A 16814-nucleotide genomic window follows, 5' to 3' on the forward strand; every position below is an offset into this window, starting at 1 on the left:
CATGTGCCACGCCGCGTGTGCAATCCGTCTGCTCATTTCCGGAGGCGGTGATAAGGTGGCGCGCTCTTGCCGACGCATGACCCGGCAACGGCACCCGTCGCTGCCCGTTCGCGCGTCACTCACCTCTTCATCGATCCGGCGATTCAGATATGAACTTCGAGAACAACCCTTCGGGCAACCTGCAAGACGTCGCCGATGGCGCGTCTTCGCCGTTGCGCGCCTGGCTCGCGGTGGCGTCGGTAACCGTTGGCGCATTCGCGTTCGTGACGACGGAATTCCTGCCCGTGGGCTTGCTGCCGCAAGTCGCGCAAACCTTCGACGTGCTGCCGGGAACGGCGGGCCTCATGGTGACGATCCCCGGCATCATGGCGGCGATTTCGGCACCGGGCATGATGCTGGCCGCAGGACGCGTGAACCGGCGGCTGATACTGATCCTGCTGTCCGTAATGCTGCTCGCGTCGAACCTGCTGTCGGCATTCGCGCCGTCGTTTCCCGTGATGCTGGTGGGCCGCGCGATGCTCGGCGCCGCGCTCGGCGGTTTCTGGACACTCGCGCTCGCGGCAGCGGGCCGGCTCGTCAAGGCGCACGAAGCGCCGCGCGCGACGGCCATGATTCTCGCGGGCGTGACCTGCGCGACCGTGATCGGCGTGCCGCTCGGCACGTTCATCGCGGGCTTCGCTTCGTGGCGCATGTCGTTCGTCGCGACGGCGGTGCTCGTGGCCGTCGCGCTCGTGTCGCAGTTCGCGCTGCTGCCGTCGCTGCCGTCGAAAGCGGCGCTGCGTTTCGCCGATCTCGTCACGCTCGTGCGCCGTCCGTTTCCGCGCAAGAGCCTGCTGATGGTCGCGCTGATCTTCGGTGCGCATTTCTCGTCGTACACGTATATCGCGCCGTTTCTGCAGGACGCGCATTTCAGCGCGTCGACGATCACGGCAGTGCTGCTCGGCTTCGGCATCATCGGCTTCGTGTCGAACTTCGCCGTGTCGACGTTCGTGGCGCGCAAGCTGAAGGGCTCGCTCGCCGCGATGACGCTGCTGCTGCTGTTCGCATTGCTGACAATGCCGCTGCTCAGGGACATGGCACCCGTCGTGACGGCTGTCGTGCTGATGTGGGGCGTCGCGTTCGGCGCTATTCCACTGTGCGTGAGCGTGTGGATGCAGGAAGCGGCGCCCGATCTGCCCGAAGCGGGCTCGGCCCTGTTCGTCGGCATCATTCAGGTGGCGATTGCCGTGGGTTCGTCGGCGGGCGGCACGATCGTCGATCACGCCGGCATTCCCGCCGATTTCTGGTTCGGCAGCGTGCTCGCGATTCTCGGCCTCGTCACGCTGGCGAGTTTCCGCACGCGCAAGAGCCTGCAGATGGATTCGCCCGTAAAGACAGCCGACGTTCAAACCGAATGCGTGTGACGGACAACAGGTTGCCGAACGCCTGATCCCCTCTTTTTCGACAACACGAAGCCTGCGCACGAGCCAGCGTGCGCAGGCTTTTTTCATGGCGGCGGCGCTAATTTTCCCCTCATTCGCGCGACGCATCATGTCGTCACACCCAGCCACGACAGCCTTCGGCGCTGGACCCGACGACACATCGCACCGACTATCAGGAGCCCGCCATGCCTTTCCATCCGCCCTTTTTCGTCTTCTGTGCACTCGGCGCGAGCGTCATGATCGTGTCGGCCATGCTGGCCGTTGCCGCCGGGAAGATCGACGAATGGCTCACGCGGCAGACCCGGCTTCTGGCAAGCCGCCGCCCGATCGCGCAGCGCCACATGGAAGTCACGCATCTGCTGTAACACACGGGCAGAACGCCGAGGCACTCGCGCGCACGCTTCCCGATGCGCAATTGCTCGTCGTGCGTTCGGCGCGGCACGCGATGATGTATCAGTACCCGCATGCGCTCGCGTCGGCGATCAACGGTTTCATCGCGCGATCGCATGCGCGCCAGGCGGCGAAGGCGGCGCCACGATGCATGATGCGCATCGACGCGCGGGCTGGCGTAAGATCGAAAGCCGTCTTCCTCGCGAAGGCCCGTTATGCTGCAACCGATGCGGAGGTGGCGATGACGAACGAAACCTGCCCTGTGCGGCGCCTGCAGCTTCTGCTGCGCGAACCATGCCGCACCGACGCCGCACGCAAAGCGGCCAGACGCGCCGCCGAGCAGCTCGGCATGCAGATCAGCGGCGAAGGTCACGCGTCACTGTCGGCGCGTATGCCGGATGACGCCTTCCGCCAGCTTTTTTCCTGTTCTTCCGGCACGAGCGGAACCCTTGCCGTGCCGGGCAGTCTTGAACCCTACGTCTCGTCGATCAGCGAAGCGCCGCAGCATCTTTCATTCGATTAACCTGCATTCGTCTTGCATCTGACGGCGCAAGCGCTCTTGCGCGTGCTTCCGTCGACACAGGAGAAGAAACGATGAAGGCCTACGATCCGCATGATGCAACGACCCGCCCCTCACGTAGCGACACCGGCGAAGAACTGCGCGTCGCCATCACGTTCAACCGGCCAGGCCAGGACTTCGGGCCGACCCGGTTCGGCGCGCGCATGTCGACGGACACCGTGTCGTCGTTCATCCCCGATCCCGCGCAAGCCGATCTCGCGCTCGCCGAACTCGCGCGGCGCGGCTTCACGCTGACGGGCCGCGGCTCGCTGTCGGCGTCGATGCGCTGCACGCGCGAGCAGTTCGAAGCGCTGTTCCAGACGAAGCTCAAACGCATGAAGGCGCCGTGCGCGTCGGCGGCGCAGTTCGGCTCGGTGCTCTATCCGCCCGACAACGCGCCGTGGAATCCGGATCCCGCAATCCGGTCGCTGCTCGACGACGTGTATATCCAGTGGCCGCACATCTACATGGCGAGGGCTGCGAAGGCCGCGAAGAGCGCAAAGTCGAAAAAAACCTCGACGACAGCGGCGAAAAAACGCGCCGCGCCGAAGCCACGCGAAGCCGGCACGCCGTCCGCGACGCCGCCCAACGTGCCCTACTTCCATCTCGCCGCGCCCGCCGACATCGCGCTCAAGCTCAATGCGACGCCCGTGCACCAGCAGGGCATCACGGGCAAAGGCGTGCGGATCGCGATGATCGACAGCGGCTTTGCGCACGGCCATCCGTATTTCAAGGCGCACGGCTACGCGTCGTCGATCGTGCTCGCGCCGGGCGCCACCGACCGCCGCACCGACGGCAACGGCCACGGCACGGGCGAATCCGCCAACATCTTCGCGATCGCGCCGGGCGCGACGTTCATCGGCGTGAAGCTCGACAACGAAGCGAACCCGTCGAGCGGCGCGTCGGTGCTCGAAGGTTTGCAGGAGGCGCTCAAGCACGATCCGCAGGTGATCTCCGTGAGCCTCGGCTACGACTTGCGCGGGCCCGGCGACACGCCGCTGAAGACGCTGCCGAACGGACTCGTCGCGCTCGAGGCGGAAATTCAGGCCGCCGTGAAGCGCGGCGTCGTGATCGTGTTCTCGGCGGGCAACGGTCACTATTCGTTTCCCGGCCAGATGCCGGAGATCATTTCGGCAGGCGGCGTGTACGTCGACCAGAAGGGCGCGATGCGTGCGTCCGACTACGCGAGCGCGTTCACGAGCCTGATCTATTCGGGCCGCAGCGTGCCCGACGTCTGCGGGCTCGTCGGCCTGCTGCCGCACGCGACGTATATCTCGCTGCCCGTGTCGTCCGGCTGCGAGATCGACCGCGAGAACGCGGCCTTCGACGGCACCACGTCCACCGACGGCTGGGGCGTGTTCAGCGGCACATCGGCCGCCGCGCCGCAGCTGGCGGGGCTGTGCGCGCTGCTGTTGCAGGCCGATCCGCACCTCTCGCCCGGCGACATCAAGGCGATCCTGCGCCGCACCGCGCGCGACGTGACGAAAGGGCACGCGAATCCCGCCAGCGATCCCAAAGGCGTGGGCGTACCGGCAGGCGCCGGCGAAGACGGCGCGACGGGCGCGGGTCTCGTCGACGCACTCGCGGCCGTCAAGCAGGTGTAACGGCATCGCGCGAAGACAGTCCGCCCGCCGCCCGACCGTCTTCGCGCCCGCCTGCGCCATGCGGGACGCCGTGCCATACTTGCGGATCGTCCCGGCCCATATCCCAACGTAATGATCGTCCCTTCCGCTTCCATCGGCTTCAATCTCAACCATCTCGACCGCCGCTCCGAGAAGCGCGACGACCAGGAGTTCATCGCGAAACTGCGCAACGATGCCGCTGCGCGCTTTCTCGTCTTCGATGGCGACGTGCCTTTGCTCAAGCGCGGCGAAAAGCATGACGCATGGTTCACGGCGAGCGAAGCGCTCACGTTCGGCGAGGCGCTGCAAAGCGTGTTTCTCGGCCAGGAGCGCGACGGCAGCGGACGTTTCGCGCTCGGCTTCACGGCTGGGCTCGTGCAAGCCGAAGGGAAAGACGAGCCGCACACGCGCAGCGTGCCGTACGACCGCATCGATCTGCGTTCAATCGCATTGCAGGGTCTCGTCCCGCAGGCACTGCTCGGCGCGCTCGGCGAAGCCAAATCGATGCTCGACTGGCACGGCCGCCACCGCTTCTGCGCGAATTGCGGCGCGCGCAGCCGTGCGACGGCGGCCGGCTGGCAACGTCTGTGCGATGCGTGCGGCGCACGCCACTTTCCACGCGTCGACCCCGTCGTCATCATGCTGACCATCGACGGCGAGCGCTGTCTGCTCGGACGCCAGCGCCAGTTCGCGCCGGGCATGTATTCGGCGCTCGCGGGCTTCGTCGAACCGGGCGAAACCGTCGAGGACGCCGTGCGCCGCGAAGTGCACGAGGAAGCTCACGTGAGCTGCGCGGAAGTCGTCTATTTCGCGTCGCAGCCGTGGCCGTTTCCGTCTTCGCTGATGATCGGCTGCTTCGCGCAGGCGAGCGATACCGACATCGTCATCGACACCACCGAACTCGAAGACGCGCGCTGGTTCACGCGCGCGGAAGTCGCGGCGATGCTCGAAGGCACGCATGCGGACGGCCTGTCCGCGCCAAAGCCGTTCGCGATCGCGCATCATCTGCTGCGCGCGTACGTCGAGCACGGCGCGGCCGTATTGCGCAGCTAGACTGTCGCGCCGCGCCGCCGCTCCGACGCGGCGCGTTTCATGAACCGGTCCCACGCGTCGCGCCCCGCATCGACAGCGGCGCGAGCAAACATGTACGCGAACGTACACGTTGATGTACAATGCGGCCTATTCCGAGTTGCATGGCCGCCGCATTTTCCGCATGTCCACCGAAGACTCACCCGTCGCCACGTTCGCCGCCACTCAGCAGCACCTGTACGCGGCCGCCCCGTCGTCCGGACAGGGATGGTTCACGGCAAACCGGCTGCGCGACGACCTGTTCCCCTGGGCCATCGCGCTCGCCACAGGTCTCGAGTATTTCGACAACACCATCTTTTCGTTCTTCACCGGCTATATCGCGGGCGGCATCAACGCGTCGGCGGACGAACTGGTGTGGTCGTCGAGCGCCTATGCCGTCGCATCCGTGCTCGGCATTCTCCAGCAGCAATGGTGGGTCGAACGGCTCGGCTATCGGCGCTATATCAGCGGCTGCCTGCTGCTGTTCGCGGCGGGCTCGATGGCGGCGGCGCTGAGCGGATCGTCGATCGAACTCGCCTTTGCGCGCGGCGCGCAGGGCTATTTCATCGGCCCGATGATGAGCGCGTGCCGCATCCTGATTCAGACGAACTTCAAGCCGCAGCGGCGGCCGGCTGCCGTGCGCGCATTCCTGTGCATGATCCTGCTGGCGAGCGCGCTGGCGCCGCTGATCGGCGGCTCTCTGCTCGCGGACTTCGACTGGCGCGCGCTCTTCATCTGCACGACGCTCGGCGGCATCGTGCTCGCGCTGTTCGTTCTGCTCGTCGTGCCGTCATCCTCAGGCAAGCTGCATCCGGCAGCGCGCGGCGATGCGCATTTCTGGCCATACATCGTGTTTGCGTTCGCACAGGGCGCGCTGCAGATCGTGATGCAGCAGGTGCGCTTCGAACTGTTCGCCAGCTCGCCGCTGCTGGTGGGTCTGACGGCGGCGGGAATGATGGCGCTCGGCTGGTTCGCGTGGCATCAATGGCATCATCCGAACCCGCTCGTGCGGCTTCATGCGTTGCGCGAACGGACCTTCCAGACGGGCATCGTGCTGTACGTGCTGTTCTACTACATCAGCAATGCGTTCAGCTATCTGGTGTCGCGCTTTCTCGAAGGCGGGCTTCGCTATCCCGTCGACCATGCGGGGCGGCTGGTCGGTCTTACCTCGCTGGCATCGCTTGCGATCGCTTTCGCGTATTTCCGCGTTTCGCCCCTCGTCAAACACAAGCGCTGGCTGATCGTCCCCGGCTTCATGATGGCCGCGCTGTTCGGCGGCTGGATGATCTGCATGCCGCCCGACGTCAGCCTGCCGTGGCTGTTGCCGCCGCTTCTGCTGCGCGGCATGCTGCTCGTGTTCATTGTGCTGCCCGTCGCGAATCTGGCGTTCCGCCTCTTTTCCGCCGAAGAGTTCAGCCACGGCTACCGCTTCAAGAACATGGTCAAGCAGCTGACCTACTCGTTCTCGACGGCGACAATGATCATTCTCGAGCAGCACCGCCAGGCCCTGCACGAGACGCGTCTGACGGAATTCGTCAATCCGTTCAACCCGGTGTTCCAGCATTCGCTGGAGAGTCTCACGCATGCATTCGAAGCGCTCGGCCATACAGCGGGCGAAGCCAAAAGCCTTGCGCTCATCGAGATCAGCCGCGCCGTCACGCAACAGGCGAGCTTCCTGAGCGCGCTGGACGGCTTTTACTTCCTGATCGGCATCGCCGCATGCGGCGGCCTGTTCGCGCTCTGTCAGCGGCAAATCGACTGATCGCGTATTCTTCGCTGCGAAGCGGCATCGACGATACAGATTTGAAGGAAGTGCGCGATGCGCACTGTGGAGCGGTTGACGATTGGATACTCTCACCAACATGCGCATCTTCGCTCGCGTAGCGGAGGAAGGCAGCTTTACGGGCGCTGCGCAGCGCATGAACATCACGGTGCCCGCCGTGTCGCGCGCGGTCTCCGCGCTCGAAGCGTATCTGCGCGCGCGCCTGTTGAACCGCAGCACGCGCCGCGTCGTGCTGACGGAGGCGGGGCATCGGTATCTGCAGCGCAGCGAGCAGATTCTCGCGTTCGTCGATCAGGCGGAAGCCGAGGCCGCGGACGCTCAGGTTCGTCCCACCGGCCAGTTGCGCGTGCACGCCACGTCGAGCTTCGGTCAGACCTATGTGACGCCTGCCATCGTGCGCTACCGGCAGCGTTATCCGAGCGTCTCCGTCGAACTGACGCTGTCGCAGCACATGCCCGACATCATCGACGAAGGCTATGACGTCAGCGTCCAGTTGAGCGTCGACGAATTGCCCGATTCGAGCCTCGTTGCGCAGCGGCTCGGCACGCTGCACAGCGTGCTGTGCGCGGCGCCTTCGTATCTGGGCGAGCATGGCGCGCCGCGCGACGTTCACGATCTGCCGCAGCACGCGTGCTTCCAGTTCGTGTCGTCCGTCTATCCGACGGACCGCTGGCTGCTCGAAGGCCCCGACGGCAACGAGACCGTGCATCTGCGCGCGCCGGGTTTCCGCATCAACTCGGCAGACGGACTGGCCGTGGCGCTGAAAGAGGGCATCGGCATCGGCGCCGTGCCGATGGCGGCGGCTGTGTCTGCGTTGCGCGACGGGTCGTTGAGGCGCGTGCTGCCCGCCTATCGTCTGCAGCCGCTCACGGCGTATGCGCTGTACACGTCGCGCCGGTATCTCGACGCGAAGATCAAGACTTTCGTCGAATTCCTGAGAGACGAGATTCCGCAGATTCTCCGCGCCTACGAGGCGAATTTGTGTGAGATGAATCAGGCAAGCGTCTGAGGATTGCGCCGCGCGCCTCCGTCTGCACGCTTGCATGCGGAGGGCCATACTTCCAGCAGGTCCCCTGCCAGACACGCGCCCGCGCCCGGCGTTATGTGCGGCAGCGCACAGAGCCGTCGCGGCCCGCACCGTATTCTCCCGAGGATCTCCGCAAAGCCGCGCCCGCTCTCGCGGGCGGCGTTCGGGCGCAGTGTTCTGGCGCGTCGTCCAACCCGCCATCACGGTCGTCACCTATGCGCAAACAAGCCTTGCAGTATGCAGCGGTTCTCGCCTGCGGGTGCGCGCCTGCCATCGACGCATGCGCCGCGGACGCCATCGGCGTCGTCAAGACGGTCAAGGGTGCGGTGCATATCGAGCGCACCGCGCAGAACCTCGACGCGATCGTCGGCAGCGAGGTCTATAGCAGCGACCGGATCGTGACAGGCCCCGCTTCGTCCGTCGGCATCACGCTGCGCGACAACACGCTGCTGTCCGAGGGTTCCAGTTCCGTGCTCGAACTCAACCATTTCGCCTTCAACACGACCACGCACGACGGCGCGCTCGATGCCACCATCCGGCGCGGATCGCTCGCTGTGGTCGACGGCAAACTGGCGAAGGCGCATCCCGAAGCCGTGCGCTTCAGCACGCCGACCACGACGCTGGGCGTGCGCGGCACCGAGTTCATCATCGAGGTCGGCGACGGGGAGAGTGGGCGTTGAAGGCCACAACACCGGCGGCAAGGCGCACGCGGTTCGCGTGGAGCGCGATCGGCGCGGCGCTCGCCGCTTGTGCGGCGGGATGCTCGACGCCCGACAAGATCACGCTGCTGCCCAATTCCGATGGCACCGTCGGCTCCGTCGTCGTGCGCAGCGGCGACAAGACCCAGGTGCTGGATCACGCCTACGCGACGGCCGAAGTGGCGAAGAGCGGCAAGATCGAACAGACCGTCGACACGCCCGCGAACGTCGAAACACGCTACGGCCCGCTGCTCGCCGCGCAGCCGCCGCGCCCCACGACGTTCACGATCAACTTCCTGTTCGACTCGGCGACAGAACTGGCGCCGCAATCGGCCGCCACGGTGCGGGAAATGAAGGCCGTGCTCGCCAGGTGGCCCGCGCCGCATCTGACCGTCGTCGGCCATACGGATCTCGCGGGCTCGCAGGAATACGACGACAAGCTGTCGATGCAGCGCGCGCAGACGGTCGCGAAGTTCCTCGTCAAGGCGGGCATTCCGGCGAAGGAAATCGAAACGGCCGCACGCGGCAAGCGCGAACCGCTCGTGCACACGGCGGATGGCGTCCCCAATCAGATGAATCGGCGCGTCGTCATTACAATCCAATGATCAGGGTGACACCTCACCGCGTCCGTGGCCGGCATTGACGTGCCGTTGATCCGATGAAACGCTTGAGCGCTGCATGGGTGACGTTTTTCCGTAAGCTGCTAAAGGCGGGACAAGGCCGCCCGGTCGCACTGGCCGTGCTGTTCGGACTGAGCCTGCTCAACCTGTCCAGCGAATGGCCCGGCGGCATCCCGCGTCCACGGGTGTTCGACAAGCTCGACGACGTCATGCCGGATTCGTTCAACTCGGCGCGGCAGCTGCTTTTCGATCACTACCAGCGGCGCTTTCCACGCGTGCCGGCTTCGCAGCCCGTGATCATCGTAGCAATCGACGACAAGACGCTGGCCGCCGTGGGTCAATGGCCGTGGCCTCGCAACAAGCTGGCAAATCTCGTCGATGCGATCGCGGCGCAGCAGCCGCTCGCTATCGGCCTCGACGTCTACATGCCGGAGGCCGATCAGACTTCGCCCGACAAGGTCGCCGACAACCTGCCCGCGTCCGCCGCCGCGCTCGCCGCCGGTTTGCGTGCGCTGCCGAGCCACGAGACCATCCTCGCCGACGCATTGCGCGCCGCGCCCTCCGTACTCGGCGCAGCCGCCGTCGATCACGCCGCACTCGATACCAGCACCGATCTGCGCAGCGCGCCCATCCTCGTGCATGGCGCCGATCCCATCAACATGGTGAAGCGCTATGGCTACGTGCTCGCGAGCCTGCCTGAATTGCAGGCGGCGGCGCACGGCCAGGCGTTGCTGAACGTGGCGCTCGAACAGGGCACGGTGCGGCGCATTCCGCTGGTGCTGGGTCTCGGCGACAAGCTGGTGCCGTGCATGCCGATCGAAATGCTGCGGGTCGTCACGCGATCGGCTGCCATCGACGTGTATGCCGACGCGGCGGGCATGCAGTCGGTCGGCGTCGCCGATGTGCAGGTGCCCACGCAGCCCGACGGCGACATCTGGCTGCATTTCGCGTCCATGCGGTCGACGCAGCATCGCTATGTGTCGGCTCGCGACGTCCTGCAAGGACAGATCGATCCCGCGCGCTTTCACAACAAGCTCGTGCTGGTCGGGCTGACGGGCACGGGCCTCACCGATATGCGCACGACCGCATTGGGCGAACTGGTGCCGGGCATCGAAATCCAGGCTCAGATCATCGAGACGATCTTCGAAGGACGCTTCCTGCGGCGGCCGGTGTGGGTGAAATGGGCGGAGACCTTATTCGTGCTCGGATTCGGGCTTCTGATCATCTGGTATATCCCGCATACCGATTCGCGACTCGCGGCGCTCGTGCGTGCCGTGCCGAAGGCGACGGCCATGCTCGGCGTCGTGCTCAATCTGCTGCTGCTCGCGGCCTGCCTGCTGCTGTTCAAGTTCTTCGGCTTGCTCGTCGATGCGGCGTCGATCTTCATCATCCTGTCGGCCGTCACGGGCTGCTTCTTCTCGACGGCCTTGCTGGACACCGCACAAACGCTGCGCGATGCGCTGCGCTCGCGTCCGACGAAAAAACACCCGCCCGAAACAACGCCGCCGGATCAACCCGTTCGCCAGCCTGAGCCGACCACAACAGCGATCGCGAAGCGCCAGCCAGCGGCGCCTCGCGACGGCGCGGATCAGCTTCCGCGATAGACCTGATCGCGGCTGCCGACCGATGCACGGCGGCCTGACTGCGTGCTCATGGCTTCGTCGCCGCCGACGCTCGCGCGGCTTGCTTCAGCGGCTTTTGCCTGCGCTGCTTCGGCAGCCAGCGTTTGCGCGGTTTGACCCGCTTGCGAAGCGGGCGCGCCGACTTCCGGCGAATAGTACGGCGCAGGACCATAACCGCTTGCAAAAACAGGAGCAGCCAGCGACGCAGCGCTTGCGACGAACACAGCAACGATGATCTTCGATTTCATAAGGACTCCGATTAAAAAAAATAACGCCTTGACGCGTTGCGCTCACGCTGCGCGTCAATGTTTCGGCGTTGATGGGACGATGTGCGCGGCCGGCGTGCGGCACGCTGACAAAAGGCTCAAACGGACAACACTTTCGCGAACTCTTTCGAACTCTGATCGATGCTGCCGACGCCGGGGCAAACATGCGGACCGGTCGTCGTTGCGCCCGCGGCTATTAATGCACGGCGTATGCCAGTCGAGTGCGGTTAGCCGCACCCGAGCTGCAAGGCGTTTGAAAACAAAGAGAAAAGCCCGCTCGCCGCCATCGGTCTGATCATTCTTTCGCACGGCGGCATGTCGGCCGTTGGCCAACGGATCAGCAGCAGCTGTCCGTCGTTGACCAACAAAACATCAGGCCGCGAGTACCGCGCATTGCGCGCGGCACTCGCGGCCTGTTTCAGTCGTCTGCTGCAAAACATGTCAGCGTTATTGCGGCTCGTACCAGTTGTAGGTCGCGAGCGTGCTCACAGGCGTGCCGATCTGCAACGTGACGTCGCGGTGCGAGGTCAGAGGGATATCGCGCAATTCGCCCTCGTAGCGGCGCACATCGCCGTTGTCATTGATGTACGCGACCACCGTCCCCGTGACGCCCGCCACGTTGGTTCTCGACAGCGTCTGGCCCCAGATGTCGAAGAACTGTCCCAGCGTGAAGTTCTTCACGCTCGGCGTTTCGATGTGGATGATGCCCGTCTGGTCGTGCGTGTGCATCTCGTAGTTGCACTGCGAGAGAATGCCGACGTTCTTCGGCAACGCAAGCCATTGCCCGTTGTTGATGATGGCCAGATGCGCGTGCACGTGATACACCTCGCTCATGCCCGACGCGCAGACGAGCCCGTCGACGTCGCTGCCCGTGCCGCCCGTCGACGTGTTGCCGTCCGCCCAATGCGCGGTGCCGACCACGCCGCCGAACGTGAGAACCGTCTGGTTCGGATCGAAGGAAGGCGGATCGGTCCATGTGAAAGTGGGAATCTGACCGAGCGGCGAGCCGATCTCGATCGACACTTCGCCGTGCGGAGGCAACACGAGACTCGCAGGATCGCCCGTGTACTTCGACAGCTGGCCGCCGTTGTTCACGTAGATGGTAATGGGCATGCCCGTCAGGCCGGCGACGTTCGACGACGTGAGCGGCTGCCCCCAGATCGCGAAGAACTGCCCGAGCGTATACGACGCCCCCGTGGACGCATCCATGCGGATCTTGCCCGACTCGTCATCCGTGTGTACTGGATACGCGCACCCCGTTTGCGCGGCCATCGTCGGACCGACTGTGCCGATGTTCGTCGGCAGCGCCAGAGCCTTGCCGTTCAGATAGATCGCCAGATGGGAATAGGTGTAGATGTTGCCGCGCGTGCCGCAATTCAGGCCGCTGACGGGCTGGCCCGTTCCACCCGATTGCGTCGAGCCCGCGGACCAATAGTCGTCGCCGACCTTGCTGCCGTCGGCGAGCGCCGTTGCGTTCGCAAGCGCCGGCTGGCTGTTGTTCGCACTCGGCGAGCCGGGCGACGAACCCGACCCGCCGCCGCCTCCGCCGCAACTCGCCAACATCAGAATGGCGCCAACCGTGACGATCCGTGAAACGATGCCGTACGACATATCGAACTCCGCGTGATTGAATTGGGCGACACCCCGCACCGATGCCCGGCTCCGATACCGGGCGAATGCGCGTGAATGCTTTCGCGGGACGACCCGCGTTCAGCACGCGTTTTAGCCTTTGCGGCTGACGCTTCTGACGAGCGCCTTCATCCATCGCAACACGAACGACAACGTGCCTCCATCGGGATTCTGTTTAACCTGACGATGCGGCATGCGCTGGAGATCCTCCCAATCTGTTTCCAGCGAACGCGCATGTCCCTCGGCCGTATAGGGCCACACGGCCGCCGACGCTCTCACCATGCGCGTCGGCGCCCGCTCTTCCCTTTTGTCTTTCAAACTGTCCAGATGAGCGTTGATTGCGGAAGCCTCGCGCTCGGCCGCTTCCCGCGAAATAGTTGCAACGAAGTCGTCCAGCCCTTCGATATGAACGCACCAAAGCTCCTCGCTCAGGGCGCGCTCCTGATGAACGGCTGCTCGATCTTTGCTTTGCGACATGTGCCCCTCGTCGCGCTGCGCGCGAATCGAAGACTTGTCCAACCTGATTGCATGAGTCATGTCTGGCGCACCCGCGTTTCTCTATTCTCAATACGCGCTCAATACGCGTTCTGATGAGAAATGCCCTTGAAAATGGTCGCGAGGATAATCCTCACGTCCAGCGCAAAGGACCAGTTGCGCAGGTAGTAGAGATCGTGCTCGACCCGTCCTTCCATCTTTTCGAGCCGGTCCGTTTCGCCGCGATATCCATTGATCTGCGCCCAGCCGGTAATACCTGGTTTGATCCGGTAACGATGGATATAGCCCGACACGACGTGCTGATAGAGATCGTCGTGCTCCAGCGCATGCGGACGCGGTCCGACCACCGACATATCGCCGCACAGCACGTTGAAGAACTGCGGCAGCTCGTCGAGACTCGTGCGGCGCAGGAAGGCGCCCACGCGTGTAATACGCGGGTCGTTGCGTTTGGCCTGCTCGAGCACGCCTGCCTTCTGCACATGCAGACGCATCGTGCGGAACTTGTAGATCGTGAAAACACGGCCATCCGCGCCCTTGCGCTGCTGCCTGAAGAACACGGGTCCTCTGGAACTCAGTTTCACTGCGATCGCACAGCCCAGCAGAATGGGCGAAATCGCGATCAGCGCGGCCAGTGCGAACAGCCGGTCGAACAGATCCTTCTTGACCATCGCGTTCGGCGGCAGCGGCGAAGCCGCGAGGTTGATGGTCGGCTGATCGAGCACACTCGTCACGCTGCCTTCGAACAGTGCGAGCGCACGCACGTCAGGCATGAAGCGGATGTTGATCAGGTCGTTGCGGAACTCGTCGACGAGCTTCAGGATCGCGCGTTCTTCCGTCAATGGCAGCGCAAGCCAGACCTCGCCGATATTCTGGTCGCGCACGTATTTGGCGAATGCCTTGTGCTCGGTGAAGATCGGCACGCGCGACGTCGCTTTCGAATCGGGCGCGAGATTGTAGACCGCCCATGGCCGGAAACCGGATTCAGCGGCGCCTTCCATCTTATGAATGATGTCGTTGCAATGGTCTCCACACGCTGCAATGGCGACAGGCTGCAAATCGATGCCTGCATGGCGAATCCGCCCGATCAGACTATGGATCACGAGGCGGCTCACGATGAGCCCGCTGCCGGAGAGCGCCGTCCAGTAGACGAACCACAGACGCGACACGAAGTCGATCCGGTGCAGCGAAAACATCAGGGCCATCGCGCAGCCCTGCACGATCAGCCAGCCCAATGCCACCTGTCCCGTGAGCAACCGTTTGGAACGGCCGCGCCACGATTGATACACGCCGAGGGCGGGAAATATCGCGAGTGAGAATGCCGCGGCAAATGCGACAAACGCCAGGTAAAAACCGCGCTGGGAAACGTCGTCGAAACGGATTTGCGACGCTACGAGCGCACCCGATACGATCAGCGCGACGTCGAATAGCCTCGCTAGCAGACCTGTCAATGCACGCATCACAACCCCTCTTTCACTACATACATGTTCACAACAGCCGCTCAGTTGCAGCGGCCATACTGATCATCGAACCGGACGATGTCGTCTTCACCCAGATACACGCCCGATTGAACCTCAATGATTTGCAGCGGAACATGGCCGGGGTTCTCGAGACGGTGCTGCACGCCGATCGGGATGTAGGTCGACTGATTCTCTGTCAGCAAGAACTGTTCATCGCCGCGCGTTACGAGCGCCGTGCCGCACACGACGACCCAATGCTCCGCGCGATGGTGATGCATCTGCAGTGAAAGCCGTCCACCCGGATTCACGACGATCCGCTTGACCTGGAAGCGCTCGCCATGATCGATGGAATCGTAAAAGCCCCACGGGCGCCGCACTTTCCGGTGATTGTCGGCTTCAGGGGAATTGGTCTGCCGGATCCGCGACACGAGTCCCTTCACATCCTGCACATGCGAGCGGTCCGCCACGAGCACGGCGTCATCCGTTTCGACAACGACGAGATCACTGGTACCCACGCATGCGACGAGCCTGCCGCCCTGCGAACGCGCGTAGGTGGTAGTCGCGCCTTCCATCAGCACGCGGCCGTTCGCCACGTTGCCGAATTCGTCCTTCTCCATGGCCTCCCACACGGCATCCCACGAGCCGAGATCGGACCAGCCGGCTTCGAGCGGCACGACAACTCCCGTGAAGGGCGAGTCGGCTTTGCCGAGCTGCTCCATCACCGCATAGTCGATCGAATCGGAAGGCGACTGTGCGAAAGCATCGGCTGCCGGCGCGATGTGGCCGTCGTCGCGCTTTGCGTTCTCGAACGCCTGCACACAAGCGGCGTACATGTCCGGCTGAAAAACTTTCAACGCCGCGAGCCACACCGATGCACGCATGACGAACATGCCGCTATTCCACCAGTAGCCGCCCGACGCGACGTATTGCGCTGCCAGCTCGGCCGCGGGTTTTTCGACGAAGCGATCGATGCGATGCGCGCCGTCGGACAACTGCGCGCCGAGGCGGATATAGCCGAAGCCGGTGTCGGCTCGCGTCGGAGGAACGCCGAGCGTGGCGATCTCGCCCGCCTGCGCATGAACTGCCGCGAGTTCGATCGCCTGATGCAAGGCGGGCAAGTCTGCGATGGCATGATCGGCAGGCATCGCGACGAGAATGGGATCGTCGCCGTCGCTGCATGCGGCCAGCGCGGCGAGCGTCAATGCGGGCGCCGTATCGCGCCGCGCGGGCTCTACGACCACGCGCGCCTTCACGCCGCAATCGTGCGCCTGCTCGGACGTCACGAAGAAATGCTCGACGCCGCACACGATCACGGGCTCTGCTGCCACGTCCCATGTTTTCGTGAAGCCATCCATACGCTTCATCGTGGCTTGCAGCAGCGATTGATCGCCGACGACATCGATCAGCTGTTTCGGATATTGCTCACGCGACACCGGCCAGAGTCGCGTACCCGACCCGCCAGCGAGAATGACCTGCACCAGCCGTTGTGAATCGATCGCCGTTTCGCCCGCCGCGACAGCAGCGTTCTGTTGATTGGCTTGAGTGGTTCGTTTGTCCACTTCAATCTCCCTGGTATTGAAGTCTGATCCTCATCGTCCGTAACTGTCTGGACGAAGCTCATAGGATCCAACCATCGTGTTTTTGGTCTGCACATCTCCCGCGTGGATGTTCTGGCTATCGACGCGGGATTGTGTTGACTGCGGACCGCACAGGCCGCGAATGGCGGACGACTCGTATGCGTCTGAGTGCATCCGGTACGCGTCGTGCTCGCGCAACCATTGCAGATGAATTGAAAGGTCGAAATCCGGTGCAGAGGTTTAGACCACGCGGTTTTAAACGGCTCAGTGCGACCTTATTCGACTCGACCTGAGATAGATCATAGACACGTTACGCTGCGCTACAGCATCTCTGGCGCGAACGGTTGATGTTATGGCTTGTCACGCTGAGCATTTCGGATAAGACCTATGATCTGGCGAATCTATCTTTTTTTAAAATCGATTTACGCTTGGAATTACAGGGGTTTTCGTGATACGTTGCGACTAGAAGGTGTTCGCTTCTTCTCATCGAAGCAGACTGCAAGTGGCTCATCCCGGCTGTACCGGCGCCTTGCAGACTCACTCTCCCAGATATGGGAACACCGCACGTCACAGCAGGTCA

Annotated in this window: 15 protein-coding genes; 10 read left to right on the top strand and 5 right to left on the bottom strand. The window is 63.9% G+C overall.

Features of this window, described 5'->3' with window-relative positions; all coding sequences use genetic code 11:
- Window positions 1-149 precede the first annotated feature (149 nt).
- The 10 genes from FRZ40_RS20255 (at window position 150) to FRZ40_RS20305 (ending at window position 10792) form a co-directional block, all read left to right on the top strand.
- Window positions 150-1403 carry an MFS transporter gene (locus tag FRZ40_RS20255; RefSeq protein WP_028366028.1) on the top strand — a complete coding sequence of 418 codons (1254 nt, stop codon included), beginning with the start codon at window positions 150-152 and terminating at the stop codon, window positions 1401-1403.
- A gap of 203 nt (window positions 1404-1606) precedes the next feature.
- Window positions 1607-1786 carry a hypothetical protein gene (locus tag FRZ40_RS20260; RefSeq protein ID WP_028366029.1) on the top strand — a complete coding sequence of 60 codons (180 nt, stop codon included), beginning with the start codon at window positions 1607-1609 and terminating at the stop codon, window positions 1784-1786.
- 176 nt (window positions 1787-1962) lie between these two features.
- Complete coding sequence (locus FRZ40_RS20270; protein ID WP_240057241.1) at window positions 1963-2334, top strand: hypothetical protein; 372 nt, start codon at window positions 1963-1965, stop codon at window positions 2332-2334.
- Window positions 2335-2405: 71 nt separating this feature from the next.
- Window positions 2406-3974: a S8 family serine peptidase gene (locus tag FRZ40_RS20275; RefSeq protein ID WP_147235372.1), complete on the top strand. Its 1569-nt coding sequence runs from the start codon at window positions 2406-2408 to the stop codon at window positions 3972-3974.
- A gap of 111 nt (window positions 3975-4085) precedes the next feature.
- Window positions 4086-5045, top strand: a complete 960-nt coding sequence (gene nudC, locus FRZ40_RS20280; protein ID WP_147235373.1) for an NAD(+) diphosphatase — start codon at window positions 4086-4088, stop codon at window positions 5043-5045.
- A 160-nt stretch (window positions 5046-5205) separates the two neighbouring features.
- Window positions 5206-6822 carry an MFS transporter gene (locus FRZ40_RS20285; RefSeq protein ID WP_147235374.1) on the top strand — a complete coding sequence of 539 codons (1617 nt, stop codon included), beginning with the start codon at window positions 5206-5208 and terminating at the stop codon, window positions 6820-6822.
- A gap of 82 nt (window positions 6823-6904) precedes the next feature.
- Window positions 6905-7852, top strand: coding sequence for a LysR family transcriptional regulator (locus FRZ40_RS20290; protein ID WP_147235375.1), 948 nt, complete (start codon window positions 6905-6907; stop codon window positions 7850-7852).
- Window positions 7853-8085: 233 nt separating this feature from the next.
- Window positions 8086-8550, top strand: a complete 465-nt coding sequence (locus FRZ40_RS20295; protein WP_028366035.1) for a FecR domain-containing protein — start codon at window positions 8086-8088, stop codon at window positions 8548-8550.
- Window positions 8547-9173, top strand: a complete 627-nt coding sequence (locus FRZ40_RS20300; RefSeq protein ID WP_028366036.1) for an OmpA family protein — start codon at window positions 8547-8549, stop codon at window positions 9171-9173. The genes FRZ40_RS20295 and FRZ40_RS20300 overlap by 4 nt, the downstream gene beginning before the upstream one ends.
- Before the next feature lie 53 nt (window positions 9174-9226).
- Window positions 9227-10792 (top strand): CHASE2 domain-containing protein, encoded by a 1566-nt coding sequence (locus FRZ40_RS20305; RefSeq protein WP_147235376.1) that lies wholly within the window; start codon window positions 9227-9229, stop codon window positions 10790-10792.
- Here the strand turns inward: FRZ40_RS20305 and FRZ40_RS20310 are convergent.
- The 5 genes from FRZ40_RS20310 to FRZ40_RS20330 form a co-directional block, all read right to left on the bottom strand.
- Window positions 10777-11058 carry a hypothetical protein gene (locus FRZ40_RS20310; RefSeq protein WP_028366037.1) on the bottom strand — a complete coding sequence of 94 codons (282 nt, stop codon included), beginning with the start codon at window positions 11056-11058 and terminating at the stop codon, window positions 10777-10779. The two genes, FRZ40_RS20305 and FRZ40_RS20310, sit on opposite strands and share 16 nt — an antisense overlap.
- Before the next feature lie 465 nt (window positions 11059-11523).
- Entirely contained in the window at window positions 11524-12687 is a 1164-nt protein-coding gene (locus tag FRZ40_RS20315) for a hypothetical protein (RefSeq protein ID WP_193567016.1), read from the bottom strand.
- Window positions 12688-12798: 111 nt separating this feature from the next.
- Window positions 12799-13242 (bottom strand): hypothetical protein, encoded by a 444-nt coding sequence (locus FRZ40_RS20320; RefSeq protein WP_338048157.1) that lies wholly within the window; start codon window positions 13240-13242, stop codon window positions 12799-12801.
- A gap of 38 nt (window positions 13243-13280) precedes the next feature.
- Entirely contained in the window at window positions 13281-14657 is a 1377-nt protein-coding gene (locus FRZ40_RS20325; protein ID WP_028366040.1) for an undecaprenyl-phosphate glucose phosphotransferase, read from the bottom strand.
- A 41-nt stretch (window positions 14658-14698) separates the two neighbouring features.
- Window positions 14699-16216, bottom strand: coding sequence for a mannose-1-phosphate guanylyltransferase/mannose-6-phosphate isomerase (locus FRZ40_RS20330; RefSeq protein ID WP_147235377.1), 1518 nt, complete (start codon window positions 16214-16216; stop codon window positions 14699-14701).
- Window positions 16217-16814 lie beyond the last annotated feature (598 nt).

It is taken from the genome of Paraburkholderia azotifigens (genome assembly GCF_007995085.1).
Lineage (GTDB): Bacteria > Pseudomonadota > Gammaproteobacteria > Burkholderiales > Burkholderiaceae > Paraburkholderia > Paraburkholderia azotifigens.

Excerpts from the sequence above, each read along its gene's own strand:
- FRZ40_RS20325 (WP_028366040.1), bottom strand. The coding sequence starts at position 14,657 with ATGCGTGCATTGACAGGTCTGCTAGCGAGGCTATTCGACGTCGCGCTG.
- FRZ40_RS20285 (WP_147235374.1), top strand. The coding sequence starts at position 5,206 with ATGTCCACCGAAGACTCACCCGTCGCCACGTTCGCCGCCACTCAGCAG.
- FRZ40_RS20320 (WP_338048157.1), bottom strand. The coding sequence starts at position 13,242 with ATGACTCATGCAATCAGGTTGGACAAGTCTTCGATTCGCGCGCAGCGC.
- FRZ40_RS20305 (WP_147235376.1), top strand. The coding sequence starts at position 9,227 with ATGAAACGCTTGAGCGCTGCATGGGTGACGTTTTTCCGTAAGCTGCTA.
- FRZ40_RS20260 (WP_028366029.1), top strand. The coding sequence starts at position 1,607 with ATGCCTTTCCATCCGCCCTTTTTCGTCTTCTGTGCACTCGGCGCGAGC.
- FRZ40_RS20270 (WP_240057241.1), top strand. The coding sequence starts at position 1,963 with ATGATGCGCATCGACGCGCGGGCTGGCGTAAGATCGAAAGCCGTCTTC.
- FRZ40_RS20295 (WP_028366035.1), top strand. The coding sequence starts at position 8,086 with ATGCGCAAACAAGCCTTGCAGTATGCAGCGGTTCTCGCCTGCGGGTGC.
- FRZ40_RS20255 (WP_028366028.1), top strand. The coding sequence starts at position 150 with ATGAACTTCGAGAACAACCCTTCGGGCAACCTGCAAGACGTCGCCGAT.
- FRZ40_RS20315 (WP_193567016.1), bottom strand. The coding sequence starts at position 12,687 with ATGTCGTACGGCATCGTTTCACGGATCGTCACGGTTGGCGCCATTCTG.
- FRZ40_RS20310 (WP_028366037.1), bottom strand. The coding sequence starts at position 11,058 with ATGAAATCGAAGATCATCGTTGCTGTGTTCGTCGCAAGCGCTGCGTCG.
- nudC (WP_147235373.1), top strand. The coding sequence starts at position 4,086 with ATGATCGTCCCTTCCGCTTCCATCGGCTTCAATCTCAACCATCTCGAC.
- FRZ40_RS20275 (WP_147235372.1), top strand. The coding sequence starts at position 2,406 with ATGAAGGCCTACGATCCGCATGATGCAACGACCCGCCCCTCACGTAGC.